Genomic DNA, 14,237 nt, shown 5'->3' with positions numbered 1-14,237 from the left:
AGGGTATGAAAATATCTTAAGGATTATTCAGTAGAGCAACAAGCTGCCACGAGTTTCGTACCGAGCTTCAGGATGATAGAAACCTTTGCATCGTCGTAAAATCATGCAGTAAGATGATTTCTGCCTCGGGCCATCAGGATCGGCCCGACACAAAACAACAAAAATAATAACAATGAAGGAAATCACGATGTTTAGCCGCAAGTCTCTGGCTATGGCAGTTGGTGCCGTCACTCTTTCACTGTCTGCAACTGTTGCTACTGCCGGCAATGTACTGCTGAAAACCCCTGTCGCTTTCAACTCCAGCCTGCCTGCACTGGGTACCCCGATTGTTAAAGTTGCTGACCAGCTGAAGCTGATCAGTGGTGGCTCAATCAAAATGAAAATCTATGAACCGGGCAAGCTGGTGCCGCCGCTGCAGATTCTTGATGCTGTATCGTCCGGTAAGGTAAATGCCGGTTACGCCACCGCGGGATACTGGAAGGGCAAAATGAAAGCTGCCTCCCTGTTTTCATCGGTGCCGTTCGGGCCGGAAGCCGGGGAGTATATGGCCTGGATGTATTACGGCAATGGCCTGAAGCTGTATCAGGAAATGTATGACAGCAACGGCTATAACGTGAAAGTCCTGCCCTGTGCCATTTTGAGCCCGGAAACTTCCGGCTGGTACAGCAAACCCATTAATAAGCCTGAAGATCTGAAAGGCCTGAACCTGCGCTACTTTGGTCTGGGTGCTGCGGTGCTGGAAAAACTCGGTGCTGGTACGGTTCAGTTACCTGGTGGTGAAATCTTCGGCGCACTGGAAAAAGGGGTGATTGACGGTGCGGAATACTCCCAGCCTGCTATCGATAAGCGACTGGGGCTGCAAAAAATCGTCAAGTACAACTACTTCCCGGGCTGGCACCAGCAGGCAACCGTATTTGAACTGCTGATTAACAAGAAGACCTGGTCGAAGATGGACAAACAACAGCAGGCGATTGTTGAAACCACCTGCAAAGCCTCCGTAGCTGACTCCATCGCTGAAGGGGAAGCCAGTCAGTACAACGAAATGCGGGCAATGAAAGAGTCCGGCGTCAAGCATATGTACTGGAGCAAGGAGATGCTGGATACCTTCCAGACAACATGGGCCAAGGTTGCTGACGAATATTCCGCTGAAGACCCCTTCTTCAATAAAGTCTGGGGTGATATGACCGCCTTCCGTAATGGTTATGACCTCTGGGAGCAGTACGCCTTCCTGCCCCGTAAAACCAAATAACAACTTGTTGTCGTAGATCCTGTTGTTATAGCTAGCGCCCCTGCCGGATTATCCGGCGGGGGCTGTTGAGTGCCCAGAGGTTAGTAGCATGAATGATGTACCCCCACCGGGCAGCATGTTGCTGAGGCTGTCCCATGGCATTGACCGGAGTGTCGATGCTATCAGTAAAACGGTTTGCTGGTGTTACCTGTTACTGGTTGCCGCAATTATTATCCAGCTGGTGTTACGTAAGGGGTTTGCCCAAGGCCTGATTGCGCTGGAAGAGCTGCAGTGGCATCTGTATGCCATTGGTATTTTGTTTGGCCTGTCGTATGCGCAAATCCAGGATCGCCATATACGGGTTGATATTCTGTATCAGCGTTTCAGTGAGAGAACCAAGGCGGTGATTGAAATCTCCGGCCTGCTGTTACTGGCATTTCCTTTCCTGATTACTCTGTTCTGGCACAGCCTGCCCTTTGTTTACGACGCCTGGCGTATTGGTGAGGCCTCTTCCTCGCCTTCCGGGCTTCCCATGCGCTGGTTGATTAAAGCAGTGATTCCTGCCAGTACCGGCCTGCTGATGATTGCCATGTTCTCCACCTTGTTAAGAAAGCTGGATTTGTTGTTTGCTAGCGGTAAAGCCGGAGGTGGTCGCAATGGACGCTAATACAATCCTTGTACTTGCCATGTTCGGCAGTTTTATTCTGCTGCTGATGACCGGTTATCCCGTCGCCTGGGTGCTGGGGGGCGTAGCTATCGCCTTTGCCGGAGTGGGTTATTACTCCGATATCTATTTTGACACCATGACCGGGCTTGATTTCCTGACCCTCGGGCTGCTGGTCAACCGGCTGTTCGATATGATGGATAACTGGATTCTGGTGGCGCTACCCATGTTTATCTTTATGGGAATTATGCTGGACCGGTCCGGACTGGCCGAGAAGCTGATGTCATCAATGCAGGCTCTGCTGGGCAGGGTTCATGGTGGCCTGGCCATTACGGTGACACTGATTGGCATTATTCTGGCAGCATCCACCGGCATTATTGGTGCTTCTGTCGTTTTGCTGGCGCTGATCTCATTGCCGGCCATGAAACAGCAGAATTATCATATGCCAACGGCATTAGGCACCGTTGCCAGTGCGGGAACGCTGGGTATTCTGATTCCACCCAGTATTATGCTGGTGATTATGGCGGATCAGCTGGCGCTGTCAGTAGGCGATCTGTTTATGGCAGCAGTGCTGCCGGGGCTGTTGCTGGCATCGTTTTATGTCCTGTTTATTGTTGGCAAGGGTTTGGTAAAGCCGGAACATATGCCGGTACCTGAAAATGCGGGCTCTGCTGGCTGGAAAGAAATAGCAGGACTGTTCCGGGATATTATTCCTCCCATGCTGCTGATCGCCATGGTACTCGGTTCAATCTTTGCCGGTATTGCCACGCCTACCGAAGCCAGTGGTATTGGTGCGCTGGGTGCGATGCTGCTGACAGCAAAGAACGGTAACTTCAATCTCAAAATACTGCAGGAATCACTGCAGCAGACATTCAATACGACTGCTTATATCTTCGCCATTTTCATTGGTGCCAGTGCATTTGCGCTGGTTCTGAGAGAGCTGGGTGGTGATGAGCTGATTGAATCCACACTGGCAGGATTACCTTTCGGTCCTTATGGTGTGATTGCCCTGATTCTGCTGATGGTTTTCTTCCTCGGCTTCTTCCTCGACTGGATTGAAATCACCCTGATTATTCTGCCGCTGGTGGCACCGGTCGTGGCAGCGATGGATCTGGGTATTAACGGCTTTGGCTCTGTAGATAATCCTGAATTGCTATGGTTTGTCATGCTGGTGGCACTGACATTACAGACGTCATTCCTTACGCCGCCTGTTGGCTTTGCATTGTTCTATCTCAAGGGTGTCTGCCCGCCGGGTGTAACTTTGTCGCAGATTTACCGGGGCGTTGTGCCGTTTATTATCCTGCAACTGCTGGCATTGGCCGTTGTCGCATGCTGGCCTGAGTTAGTGACCTGGTTGCCTTCAGTCGCTTATTAGATGCACTTAGACCTAAAGTTCACCATTTACATCAGAAGTAGATGGTGGACTCTACTTATTGTTTGCGTTGCAGTTTGAGCATATTTTGTGATCGTCGAATGGCGATCAAGAGAAGACCATGCCCGGAAAATGTATTACCTGTGATGAAATCAAGGCTATTTCCTTTGATGAAGCCACAGAACAGGAAATGGCATCGCTGGCCAAAGCACTAGCACATCCGGCCAGAATTCGTCTGCTGCGTATTCTGGCATCAAATAACGGATGTCTGGGCAGTGACCTGGTCGGGCAGCTGGGGTTGGCCCAGTCAACGGTTTCCGAGCATCTTCGAATTCTGAAAGCTGCCGGTTTTGTGCATGCCGAAGTTCAGCATCCGCGAACCTGCTTCAGTCTGAAGCCGGAAGCACTTGAGCGATTAAAGGGGTTGCTGGTCGCACTCTGAGAAGGTGGTGATATTGATCCTGACAGGGACTAAATATCACCATTTTTTTTGAAATTTTATTATCGTTATTCGACGATTTTCGATAAATAATTTTATCTATCTGAACTCTGCAGGTGGGAATAAAAATGGGCATTTTTGAGCGGTATCTCAGTGTCTGGATTTCTTTGGGGATGTTGGTTGGCCTGATTGGAGGTAGCAGCTTTCCATCGTTGTTTGCTTTTCTTGGCGGACTGGAATACGCCAGCATCAACTTTGTGATTGGTGTGCTTATCTGGCTAATGATTTATCCCATGATGATGCAGGTGGACTTTGCGGCAGTAAAAGATGTCCATCGCCGTCCAAAGGGGCTGGTTGTAACCCTTGCTGTGAACTGGTTGATCAAGCCTTTTACCATGGCGTTACTGGCAGTGTTTTTTATGCGATATGTTTACAGCAGCTGGATCTCTCCTGAACTGGGAGAAGAGTACATCGCCGGAATGATTTTGCTGGGTGTCGCTCCCTGTACTGCCATGGTCTTTGTCTGGAGTCAGCTGACTAAAGGTGATCCCAACTACACGCTGGTTCAGGTGGCGGTGAATGATCTGATTATGATTGTAGCCTTTGCTCCGATTGCAGCATTTTTGCTTGGCGTGACAGATGTCACTGTTCCCTGGAATACACTGCTGCTGTCAGTAGGATTGTTTGTAGTTATTCCACTGCTGGCCGGGTGGCTGACTCGCAAATTACTTCGAACCGAAAAAGCCTTGCAGCAGTTGGGAACCAGACTAAAGCCATTATCTGTATGTGGTTTGATCGGTACCGTCATTTTGCTGTTTGGATTTCAGGCACCGAGCATTTTATCTAACCCTGTCGATATTGCCTTGATTGCAGTGCCTCTGATTATTCAAACGGTCCTGATTTTTGCGCTTGCTTACTACTGGATGCGCAAATGGAATCAGCCACATGAATTGGTGGCACCCGGTGCGATGATTGGAGCGTCCAACTTTTTTGAGCTGGCGGTTGCCGTTGCGATCAGTTTGTTTGGTCTTCATTCCGGTGCTGCACTGGCAACAGTGGTCGGTGTACTGGTTGAAGTTCCGGTTATGCTGGCACTTGTGGCATATGCCAATAAAACGCGCCATATGTTTCCAACAACTGTCACCCGATGACAGGACTATTTTGATTCTGATATCAGTTAAGAGAAGTAATGTTATGACTGCTACTCACCCTGTCTGGTTTATTTCTGTTGCCGGATCATCTGCACGGATTGGTATGACGCCTTGCCCCGGAACACAGGAAGAATCATTCGACGATGCACTGTCTACGCTGAAATCGGCAGGAATTTCTGCAGTACTGACTCTGATGGGAAATCAGGAGCTTCAAAAAAATGAAGTGGAACGGCTCGGTTCAGCAACCAAAGTACATGGAATGAAGTGGTTTCAATTGCCTATTCGTGATGATCAGGCACCGGAAGAAGAGTTTCAGCGGGCCTGGGAAATTGCTGCTCCCGATGTCCATCAACTACTTGATGAAGGAGAGAGTATTGCTATCCACTGCAAGGGAGGTTCCGGAAGAACCGGTCTTATCGCCATTCAAATTTTGTTGGAACGGGGAGTTGAACTGGGAGAGGCGTCTGCACTGGTGAAAAATCAGAGACCCAAGGCCCTGACACCTCAGCCTCACAGGGAGTATATTGCAGCTGTTGCCCAGAGTCTGGGCCTTGCTGCTGATTTTTGAATCACTCTGGTTCTTTAGATGTGCCTTCATCTCATGGAGTAGACAGAGAGAGGGCACAGTATTTCTGAAAGAAAAAATATCCAGATATCGACTTCGCCCCGCCTATCGAATACGCAATGAAAGCTATGAAATTAATTCATAATTTAATGAGATAAAATCAATTTTACTCATTGTTTGTTCGAAGTATAAATTACATACGGCTCTTAGCTCTAGGCAATATTGTGTTTGCTCTTTGATTCGTTATTTAGCTAAGAATCAAAGCAGCTGTGAAGACTATTGGCTGGGAATACAAGAAAAATTAAAAGCCTTGAACGAGTAATAATAAGATTCAGGTTTTATCTCAGATAATAGGATAACGAATTATCATGAATAGCGAACTCACCTTTGAAGTCAAAAGTATTTGTTTTGATGAGAACTATCGTCCATCAGATAATACGCGCATCACAACTAATTTTGCCAATCTAGCAAGAGGAGAAAACCGTGAGGAAAATCTACGCAATGCCTTAAAAATGATTGATAACAGCTTTAATGCTTTGGCGAATTGGGATAATCCAAAGGGTGATCGATATTCTGTTGAGCTTGAAATTATTTCTGTCGACATGGAGGTTGAACGTGATGGTCAGACCTTCCCTTCAATTGAAGTATTAAAAACAAATATTATTGACCATAAATATAAAAAACGCATTGAAGGCATTGTAGGAAACAACTTCTCTTCTTATGTGCGTGATTATGATTTTAGTGTATTGCTACTTGATCACAATAAGAACCAACCCCGGTTCAGTATTCCGAATCGGTTTGGTGAGTTGCATGGGAATCTTTTTAAGTATTTCGTAAATTCAGAAACGTATAAAAATAATTTCAGCAAGCCTCCAGTGATATGTCTAAGTGTTTCTGATAACAAAATCTATGATCGTACTGAAAATCAGCACCCGGTTTTAGGTACTGAGTATCAACCCAATGAACCGTCTTTAACTGAGCAATACTTCAAGAAAATGGGCATGCAAGTTAGATATTTTATGCCGCTCAATAGTGTTGCGCCATTAGCTTTTTATTTCTTTGGTGATCTGCTGAGTGATTACACCAATCTTGAGCTGATTGGTACAATTAGCACAATGGAAACATTCCAGAAGATCTACCGACCTGAAATTTACAATGCCAATGCTGCGGCAGGAAAAAGCTATCAACCAAGTTTGAAGAATCAAGATCACTCTTTAACTCAAATTGTTTATGACCGCGAAGAACGCAGCAGATTAGCAATCGAACAGGGTAAGTTTGCTGAAGAGCACTTCATCAAACCCTATAAAACTGTGCTTGAGCAGTGGTCTGCAAATTACACCCGATAATGCATCAAAAAATAAGAATTTCAGTATGAAAAAGTTATTACCTACTTCAACTGCTGGTAGTCTTCCCAAGCCTTCCTGGCTTGCACAACCAGAAACTCTGTGGTCACCCTGGAAGTTGCAAGGTGATGAGCTTTTTGATGGTAAGCACGACGCACTTCGTGTTTCGCTTCAGGAGCAAAAGCGAGCCGGTGTGGATATTGTCAGTGATGGTGAACAAACGCGCCAACATTTCGTCACGACATTTATAGAGCATCTGGATGGCGTTGATTTTGAGAATCGTAAGACTGTGAAAATTCGTGATCGTTACGATGCCAGTGTGCCCACAGTTGTTGGTGCTGTTTCCAGACCAAAGCCCGTATTTGTTAAGGATGCAGAGTTTTTGCGTCAGCAAACTGATCAGCCCATCAAGTGGGCTCTGCCCGGGCCCATGACGATGATTGATACACTTTATGATGATCACTACAAAAGCCGTGAAAAACTGGCCTGGGAGTTTGCGAAAATACTCAACCAGGAAGCCAGAGAGCTGGAAGCTGCAGGTGTGGATATTATCCAGTTTGATGAACCTGCATTTAATGTTTTCTTTGATGACGTCAATGATTGGGGAATTGCTACCCTGGAAAAAGCCATCGAAGGGCTGAAATGTGAAACAGCCGTGCATATTTGCTACGGCTATGGAATCAAAGCCAATACTGACTGGAAAAAAACTTTAGGTTCTGAATGGAGACAATACGAAGAGGTTTTTCCAAAACTGCAAAAATCTAATATCGATATTGTCTCTCTTGAATGTCACAACTCTCACGTGCCTATTGAGCTACTTGAACTCATTCGGGGCAAGAAAGTGATGGTTGGGGCTATAGATGTCGCAACCGACAAAATTGAGACCCCGGAGGAGGTTGCCAACACCCTTCGAAAGGCCCTTAAGTATGTCGATGCAGACAAGCTTTACCCTTGTACCAACTGTGGCATGGCGCCTTTATCCCGTCGGGTAGCAAGGGGTAAGCTTAATGCCTTGAGTGCGGGCGCAGAGATTGTTCGAAGCGAGCTGTCGGCATAGGTTACAGGAAAACCTGCACTAACATGCGCAGGCCAGTCAAAAGTAATACCACGGCAAAGACTTTCTTCAGTTTTGCCGCATCCAGTTTAGCTGCCAGTGATGCCCCTACCGGTGCGAATAGTACCGTCAGGGGCACAATGCACACAAAACCAATAAGGTTAACCAGACCCAATGTTCCAACAGGTGCGCCAGCTGGAGTCTCCCCCAGTGTTAACATTGTGAGTGCGCCCGGGAGCGAGATAATTAACCCTATCGCTGCAGCCGTACCCACTGCTTTATGGGCAGGATAGTTATACAGGGTGAGTAGTGGCACAGAAATGGTACCGCCACCGATGCCGACCATGGAACTGAAAAAGCCTATGGAAGTGCCCATCACCGTTTGCCCGATTGTACCCGGTAGCTTTTGAAATAATGCTGACTTCCCGGTTCTTAGCAGCATGTTAAGTGCAGACAATGTTGCAATCACACCAAACAGTACCGTGAGCAGGGTGCCATCAACACGAGTCACTAACCAACTACCTGTCAAAACACCAACGAGAATAAACGCGGCCCAGCGTCTCAGCAGGTTAAAGTCTACATTTCCTTTTTGGTTGTGAGAGCGAATTGAACTGACAGATGTCGGTATGATGGTCGCCAGTGACGTTGCGGTCGCAATCAACATTGCAGACTCAGAAGAAACGCCAAAACCCTGAAACAGGAAGAACAGCACTGGCACGATTACGATACCACCGCCTACGCCTAACAGTCCTGCTAAAATGCCGGCAAGTACGCCTGTGGCGGCCAATGCTATAAAGGTCGGGATATTATTTATTATAAATTCGATGTTTATCATTAACTATCACTTCTATTTTAAGCCTGCAAAAAAACTGTCAGTCATTTATATGAGAGATTTTGTCTAGTGGAGCCAGGTTTTTTTAGGTGGCTGTAGTGCACGATAAACGTTGCATAGCTGTAATGTTCAGGAGTGTTCAGGGCTTTTTACGAATAGCCTTATGAGAGTTTTTGCAGCGCTATCTTTAAGCCTGAGCTACTTCCGAAGTAAAAAATGATGGTATATGGATGCTATTGATATCTCTCAGGTGTTTAATTTTTATGTTTTTCAAGGCATTGGATATCAGCAAGAATTGTAATAATACTTGTTCCATGAATAACAATGATATATTTTCACCACTCGATGAATAATGCTCATATATAAAATAAAGACTGGAGCTGTTTGATGTTAGAGCGGATTCATTTAGAAATACTGCATGCAATAAAAGAATATGGAACGCTAACTAAAGCAGCTGACTCGTTGCATTTATCCCAGTCTGCGCTGAGTCACAGTATTAAAAAACTGGAAGGACAAATTGCTACTGCAATATGGGAAAAAGATGGCCGAACCCTGCGCCTGACTGCTGCCGGTGAGCATATCCAAACGCTTGCGAGTAGGGTCTTGCCTCAGTTTGGACATACGGAATTAATACTCAGTCAGATTGCGAAAGGTGAAGTGGGCTCACTCCGAATAGGAATGGAGTGCCATCCTTGTTACCAATGGTTGCTCAGAGTAATACAACCTTATCTTGAGCAATGGCCAGACATCGACATAGATGTAAAGCAGGAGTTTCAGTTTGGAGCTTTAGGTGCATTACTGAATTATGAAATAGATGTAATAATCACCCCTGACCCGCTGTTTAAACCTTCAATAGTCTACATACCTGTCTTTGACTATGAGCACAGGCTCGTAGTTGCAGAGTCCCACCCACTCGCAAATCATGACTTTGTTCGACCCGAGCAGCTGAGTGAAGAGGTGCTATTCAGCTATCCTGTTGAGCCTCAGCGGCTGGATATTTTCAGCCAGTTTCTTAATCCGGCACAGTGCTCGGTAAAGAAACACAAAACGATTGAAACAACTGAGATCATGTTGCAGATGGTGGCGACTGGCCGAGGTGTTTGTGCCTTACCTGGCTGGTTAGTCGATGAGTACTCAAAATCAATGGCAATCAAGAGTATCCGTTTTGGTGAGCAAGGTATTGGTAAGCAGATTTTTGTCGGTATTCGCAGAGAAGAACAGCAGATTGGCTACCTGAACGGTTTTATTGCACAAGCTAAAAGCACAAAGTAGTAAAGAGTTTCTAGAACTCTAATACTCATGTAACAGCTTTTCTTCATTATGATTCGTCTTGGTTTAAGCTAGACGACTGAGCCCAGCTGGAATATCGGAAGATACAATCGCAATTATCAAACCACCCACTACAACTCCAAGAACAGCCATGATCAAGGGCTCCATCAGGCTGGTCAGACCGTCTACCATATTGTCGACTTCCTCTTCATAGTGGGTGGCCACCTTGGCCAGCATTTCATCGAGGGAGCCGGACTCTTCGCCAATGGTGACTATCTGGGTTGCCATTGGCGGAAAAATGCCGAAAGTACCCATGGTAAACTGGAGCTGCTGTATTTGTTAGAAACAGTGACCTAAAACGCTGACACTACAACTACACCAGAATTATATTACCGCAGCTGCTTGAATATTCGATTTTGTCACAGATCTTTGAATGCCGTTAATCGTGTATTAATGGTCAGGATTCAGGTTTGCATGTCACTAAGGTAAGGGCCATACCGGTGGACAAGAGTGGTATCTTCCACTCAGAGTTCCCAAGTCATGAGTGTCGTAGTGGTAGGCATCTCTGTCTGAAACGGTTTGCCAATAAAAGCGACTGGCCAAAACAGCATTTGGCCAGTTGCAGTTAATTCCTTCCGGATATTGCATATAGTCCTCTGTCACTAGTACCACTTTGGCTATATTTCGATCTCTGTTGGCAGCAATAAATTCAGTTATTTGCTCGCACTCGGAAATTGCTATATTGCCCGCCCAGTAACAAAAGCCTTCAATAAAAACGTATTGATTTGTTAAGTAGGGGCTTTCATATGCAAACTGTACACTATCAAGCTTTATGGATGTATTAGGTAACAAAGCAAAGTTGTTGATAAGCGCATACGAAAAGATACTATCTCTAACCGTTGCTGAAATATGATCTCTCGCTACAAGATCAAAGAATATTCCATCCGGTTTATGAGTTAATTGCGCCCAATTATTAATCCATTTGATTGTGTTTTGACAAATACCTTCTGGACATTCCCAGTTAGAGCTGGCTGGCTTCTGTCCACAAAATGTATCCTCAGGTGCATCGGCAGTAGATGATACATAGCCAAAAATCATCGCATTTGGATTTAATTGTCGTATTTTGGCGATTAGTTGATTCATATGAGGATATAAAGCATCAAAGCAGCCATTGCCAAAATTGATAGATGAAACATGAGTAAGCACAATGACATCTGCAACAGCGAATGCTCTTGCTACAGCAGATACGTTACCCAGTTTGGTGTAATCGCCCTGATATACCGCAAGTCTTTTTGAAGCAAATGATAAACTGCTCAACAACAGGGAAGCCAGACAAACTACTTTAAGTAATACCTTAAATAATTTAATCATTCTCAACCGGCACATGTTTTTGATGAGAAAAACTTCTGATTTTTCTTTTTTACTCCTTTCTCAGACGACACTGCCGAGCTGGAATATTGGGAGATACATAGCAATGATCAGGCCTCCCACAACAATACCTAGTACAGCCATGATCAATGGCTCCATCAGACTGGTCAGACCATCGACCATATTGTCGACTTCTTCTTCGTAATGGGTAGCTACCTTGGCTAGCATTTCATCGAGGGAGCCGGACTCTTCACCGATAGCGACCATCTGGGTTGCCATTGGCGGGAAAATACCGGAGGTCCGCATGGCAAACTGGAGCTGCTGGCCTGAGGACACGTCTTCTTTAATCTGGTTGGTGGCATTGGCATAAACCACATTTCCTGCGGCACCGGCCACGGAGTCCAGAGCATCGACCAAAGGCACGCCAGCTGCAAAGGTGGTTGCCAGTGTTCTGGAAAAGCGGGCGGTTGCTGCCTTGTCGATGATTTCACCAATAACTGGAATTTTCAGCAGCATTCTGTCTCGTGAATCTCTGGCGGCTTTTGAGCGGGCCAGCGTAGCTCTGGTAAATAACACGATTCCGATAATCGAACCCAGTACAATAAACCACCACTCCTGCATGACTTCGGATATACCGATAACCAGCTGGGTAAAGGCAGGCAGCTCGGCACCAAAGCCGGCAAAAACTTCTTCAAACTGAGGTACAACCTTGATCAGCAGGATACCTGATACCACGATAGCCACCAGAATAACGGCAATCGGGTATTTCATGGCTTTTTTGATCTTGGCTTTAAGCGCCTCGGTTTTTTCCTTGTAGGTTGCAATCCGGTCCAGCAGAGTTTCCAGAGCACCGGACTGTTCGCCGGACTCAACCAGATTGCAGTAAAGATCGTCGAAATACTGCGGGTGTTTACGAAGAGAGTCAGCAAGGCTGGTACCACCGGCTACATCATTTTTAACCTGATTGACCAGATCCTTGAGTGCGGCTTTCTCAATACCTTCAGCGGTGATATCAAAGGCTTGCAGCAGGGGCACACCGGCTTTGACCATGGTCGCCAGTTGGCGGGTGAAAATGGCAATATCCATCGGTTTGATGGTATTGCCACCAAAACTCAGTGACAGGCCTTTCTTGCGTACCTTGGTCGGGTTAATGCCCTGCTTTCGCAGCTCGGCTTTGACCAGTGCAATACTGCGACCGGGGAGCTCGCCCTTGAGATCCCGGCCGTTGCGATCCTTGCCCTGCCACTGAAAGGTAACCAGCTTGCCTGCTTTTTCCGCCATAGCCGTCCGACAGATTAATCCTATCTATCTGTATAGTGTCGGCTTCATAGCGAGATATATGAGCAGAAGTCAGCAGTGGGCGGCAGGGCTTGAATAAAAGATCAGCAGAAGCTTCTCAGTCAGGATCGACCGAGAAGCGCTCGCCACTCTCAATATCCATACAGGTCAAGGCGCTACCCCAGACACACCCAGTGTCCAGTGCATGAATACGTTTGTGACGGGTTTCACCCATCAGGGCTGCCCAGTGACCGAAGACTACCTCGGTTTTACCCAGCTGGTTGGGAAACTCAAACCAGGGCGCATAACCTTCCGGCTGAGTGCCCGGGCCGGACTTGGTGCCCAGGTCGAGCCTGCCTTCAGCATTGCAGAAGCGCATCCGGGTGAAGTAGTTGGTAATCATCCTCAGCCGAGGCCAGCCGCGTAGATCTTTGGACCAGACTGCAGGCAGGTTGCCGTACATGTGATCAGCAAAGAATGAGAGATGCTCATCGCTTTGCAGCATCGCTTCAACCTCGGCGCTGCGGCGCAAGGCTTTGCTCAGGTCCCAGATCGGTGGAATACCGGCATGTACCATGGCGGTATCCAGCTTTGGGCAATAGTGCAGCAACGGGCGTTTGCGCAGCCATTTCAGCAGGGTTTCCCGATCAGGGGCATCAAGAATGTCATCGATGGTGTCATGGCGTTTCAGGTTATGACCGCCCATGGCAATAGCCAGCAGGTGCAAGTCATGGTTGCCCAGTACAGAAACACAGCGCTTGCCCAGTGATTTCAGAAATCTCAGGGTTTCAAGGTTTTCCGGGCCGCGGTTGACCAGGTCACCACACACCCACAGCTGATCTTGACCGGAATTAAAATTAACTTCGCGCAGCAGCTTTTCCAGAGTACTGAAGCACCCCTGAATATCACCTACTGCAATTGTTCTGGAGACTTTGATAACAAAACTCCCTGTTAGCGTGCTATTAGCTATCTGTCCGCTGTTTCTGCAGCGGTGGTATTTCGTGACATCCTGAAGCTCTGTTTCGGAGATTCCGGGCAGAGCTTTAGCTCAGGGTCTTGGAGCCTGTTCACAGTCTTATCGTGGGCTACAAATGCCGATAAAAACCTCAGGTGCTCCGCTTTTCCTAGTTACATAGCACTACTATGCGCCTCTAAAAATCGAAGCACCTGAGGTTTTTCTCAACATTTTCGCTATCCACGAAAGATCATGAACAGGCTCTTAGTTCAGGGCATTGGGAATGGCCAGGGTGAAAATCGGAATCTTTGCATCAAACCGATGGCCATCATCAGCCAGCATCAGATAACAGCCCTGCATGCTGCCAACTGGCGTTTTCAGCACGCAGAAACTGTTATAGCTATACCGGCTGCCTGCCGGAATAACAGGCTGTTGACCGATAACACCGTCACCCTGAACTTCCTGTAATTGCTGATTGCCATCGGTAATTCGCCAGTGGCGGGACAATAACTGTGCTGCACAGGAGCCGCGGTTGATGATGTTGATGTAATAAGCGAACAGATAGCGATTTTCAGCAGGGTCAGATTGCTGAGCCACATATTCTGTCGTAACTTCGACATCAATATGATATCGGTTTTCAGCCAGTTGCATCGTCTTGTTTAATCCGAAAGTATTTTATTAGGAGCCTGCCGGACTTAAGGCTGTCCTACTGCGGTAAC

The 14,237-nt window shown here is 46.9% G+C and carries 14 protein-coding genes and 1 pseudogene; 9 read left to right on the top strand and 6 right to left on the bottom strand.

Annotated features, from left to right (window positions below):
* The first annotated feature begins 187 nt into the window (after positions 1–187).
* The 8 genes from ACYZZ0_RS04950 (at position 188) to ACYZZ0_RS04915 (ending at position 7,819) form a co-directional block, all read left to right on the top strand.
* Complete coding sequence (locus tag ACYZZ0_RS04950) at positions 188–1,249, top strand: TRAP transporter substrate-binding protein (RefSeq protein WP_461535480.1); 1,062 nt, start codon at positions 188–190, stop codon at positions 1,247–1,249.
* A gap of 88 nt (positions 1,250–1,337) precedes the next feature.
* Positions 1,338–1,895, top strand: coding sequence for a TRAP transporter small permease subunit (locus tag ACYZZ0_RS04945; protein ID WP_461535479.1), 558 nt, complete (start codon positions 1,338–1,340; stop codon positions 1,893–1,895).
* Positions 1,885–3,267 carry a TRAP transporter large permease gene (locus ACYZZ0_RS04940; RefSeq protein ID WP_461535478.1) on the top strand — a complete coding sequence of 461 codons (1,383 nt, stop codon included), beginning with the start codon at positions 1,885–1,887 and terminating at the stop codon, positions 3,265–3,267. The genes ACYZZ0_RS04945 and ACYZZ0_RS04940 overlap by 11 nt, the downstream gene beginning before the upstream one ends.
* Before the next feature lie 118 nt (positions 3,268–3,385).
* Positions 3,386–3,706, top strand: a complete 321-nt coding sequence (locus tag ACYZZ0_RS04935; RefSeq protein WP_461535477.1) for an ArsR/SmtB family transcription factor — start codon at positions 3,386–3,388, stop codon at positions 3,704–3,706.
* 125 nt (positions 3,707–3,831) lie between these two features.
* On the top strand, positions 3,832–4,854 hold the full coding sequence (arsB, locus tag ACYZZ0_RS04930) for an ACR3 family arsenite efflux transporter (protein ID WP_461535476.1): 1,023 nt from the start codon (positions 3,832–3,834) through the stop codon (positions 4,852–4,854).
* Between the two features lie 43 nt (positions 4,855–4,897).
* Positions 4,898–5,422, top strand: coding sequence for a phosphatase domain-containing putative toxin (locus ACYZZ0_RS04925; RefSeq protein WP_461535475.1), 525 nt, complete (start codon positions 4,898–4,900; stop codon positions 5,420–5,422).
* 365 nt (positions 5,423–5,787) lie between these two features.
* The gene (locus ACYZZ0_RS04920) at positions 5,788–6,765 is read left to right on the top strand and encodes a DUF1852 domain-containing protein (RefSeq protein ID WP_461535474.1); all 978 of its coding nucleotides are present in this window, start codon (positions 5,788–5,790) and stop codon (positions 6,763–6,765) included.
* A 25-nt stretch (positions 6,766–6,790) separates the two neighbouring features.
* On the top strand, positions 6,791–7,819 hold the full coding sequence (locus ACYZZ0_RS04915) for a methionine synthase (protein ID WP_461535473.1): 1,029 nt from the start codon (positions 6,791–6,793) through the stop codon (positions 7,817–7,819).
* A 1-nt stretch (position 7,820) separates the two neighbouring features.
* Here the strand turns inward: ACYZZ0_RS04915 and ACYZZ0_RS04910 are convergent, their stop codons facing one another.
* Positions 7,821–8,651 (bottom strand): sulfite exporter TauE/SafE family protein, encoded by an 831-nt coding sequence (locus ACYZZ0_RS04910; RefSeq protein ID WP_461535472.1) that lies wholly within the window; start codon positions 8,649–8,651, stop codon positions 7,821–7,823.
* A gap of 384 nt (positions 8,652–9,035) precedes the next feature.
* On the opposite strand from ACYZZ0_RS04910, the gene ACYZZ0_RS04905 reads away from it, so the two are divergent.
* Positions 9,036–9,920 carry a LysR family transcriptional regulator gene (locus ACYZZ0_RS04905; protein ID WP_461535471.1) on the top strand — a complete coding sequence of 295 codons (885 nt, stop codon included), beginning with the start codon at positions 9,036–9,038 and terminating at the stop codon, positions 9,918–9,920.
* A 68-nt stretch (positions 9,921–9,988) separates the two neighbouring features.
* Here the strand turns inward: ACYZZ0_RS04905 and ACYZZ0_RS04900 are convergent.
* The 5 genes and pseudogenes from ACYZZ0_RS04900 to apaG form a co-directional block, all read right to left on the bottom strand.
* A pseudogene (locus ACYZZ0_RS04900) lies at positions 9,989–10,250 on the bottom strand (type II secretion system F family protein); the annotation flags it as partial.
* 147 nt (positions 10,251–10,397) lie between these two features.
* Positions 10,398–11,288, bottom strand: a complete 891-nt coding sequence (locus tag ACYZZ0_RS04895; protein ID WP_461535470.1) for a hypothetical protein — start codon at positions 11,286–11,288, stop codon at positions 10,398–10,400.
* Between the two features lie 60 nt (positions 11,289–11,348).
* Positions 11,349–12,566, bottom strand: a complete 1,218-nt coding sequence (locus ACYZZ0_RS04890; protein WP_461535469.1) for a type II secretion system F family protein — start codon at positions 12,564–12,566, stop codon at positions 11,349–11,351.
* 115 nt (positions 12,567–12,681) lie between these two features.
* Positions 12,682–13,482, bottom strand: a complete 801-nt coding sequence (locus ACYZZ0_RS04885) for a symmetrical bis(5'-nucleosyl)-tetraphosphatase (protein ID WP_461535807.1) — start codon at positions 13,480–13,482, stop codon at positions 12,682–12,684.
* 300 nt (positions 13,483–13,782) lie between these two features.
* A complete protein-coding gene (apaG, locus tag ACYZZ0_RS04880) occupies positions 13,783–14,169 on the bottom strand; it encodes a Co2+/Mg2+ efflux protein ApaG (protein WP_461535468.1) in 387 nt (128 codons plus the stop codon).
* Between the last annotated feature and the right edge of the window lie 68 nt (positions 14,170–14,237).

Source organism: Spongorhabdus nitratireducens (assembly GCA_947387575.1).
In the GTDB taxonomy this organism is placed as follows: Bacteria; Pseudomonadota; Gammaproteobacteria; order Pseudomonadales; family Endozoicomonadaceae; genus CANDOC01.
The sequence above is the reverse complement of the archived record's forward strand: the minus strand, read 5'-3'. Positions and strand labels throughout refer to the sequence as shown.

Excerpts from the sequence above, each read along its gene's own strand:
- apaG (WP_461535468.1), bottom strand. The coding sequence starts at position 14,169 with ATGCAACTGGCTGAAAACCGATATCATATTGATGTCGAAGTTACGACA.
- ACYZZ0_RS04950 (WP_461535480.1), top strand. The coding sequence starts at position 188 with ATGTTTAGCCGCAAGTCTCTGGCTATGGCAGTTGGTGCCGTCACTCTT.
- ACYZZ0_RS04910 (WP_461535472.1), bottom strand. The coding sequence starts at position 8,651 with ATGATAAACATCGAATTTATAATAAATAATATCCCGACCTTTATAGCA.
- arsB (WP_461535476.1), top strand. The coding sequence starts at position 3,832 with ATGGGCATTTTTGAGCGGTATCTCAGTGTCTGGATTTCTTTGGGGATG.
- ACYZZ0_RS04905 (WP_461535471.1), top strand. The coding sequence starts at position 9,036 with ATGTTAGAGCGGATTCATTTAGAAATACTGCATGCAATAAAAGAATAT.
- ACYZZ0_RS04935 (WP_461535477.1), top strand. The coding sequence starts at position 3,386 with ATGCCCGGAAAATGTATTACCTGTGATGAAATCAAGGCTATTTCCTTT.
- ACYZZ0_RS04920 (WP_461535474.1), top strand. The coding sequence starts at position 5,788 with ATGAATAGCGAACTCACCTTTGAAGTCAAAAGTATTTGTTTTGATGAG.
- ACYZZ0_RS04945 (WP_461535479.1), top strand. The coding sequence starts at position 1,338 with ATGAATGATGTACCCCCACCGGGCAGCATGTTGCTGAGGCTGTCCCAT.
- ACYZZ0_RS04895 (WP_461535470.1), bottom strand. The coding sequence starts at position 11,288 with ATGATTAAATTATTTAAGGTATTACTTAAAGTAGTTTGTCTGGCTTCC.
- ACYZZ0_RS04890 (WP_461535469.1), bottom strand. The coding sequence starts at position 12,566 with ATGGCGGAAAAAGCAGGCAAGCTGGTTACCTTTCAGTGGCAGGGCAAG.
- ACYZZ0_RS04925 (WP_461535475.1), top strand. The coding sequence starts at position 4,898 with ATGACTGCTACTCACCCTGTCTGGTTTATTTCTGTTGCCGGATCATCT.
- ACYZZ0_RS04915 (WP_461535473.1), top strand. The coding sequence starts at position 6,791 with ATGAAAAAGTTATTACCTACTTCAACTGCTGGTAGTCTTCCCAAGCCT.
- ACYZZ0_RS04940 (WP_461535478.1), top strand. The coding sequence starts at position 1,885 with ATGGACGCTAATACAATCCTTGTACTTGCCATGTTCGGCAGTTTTATT.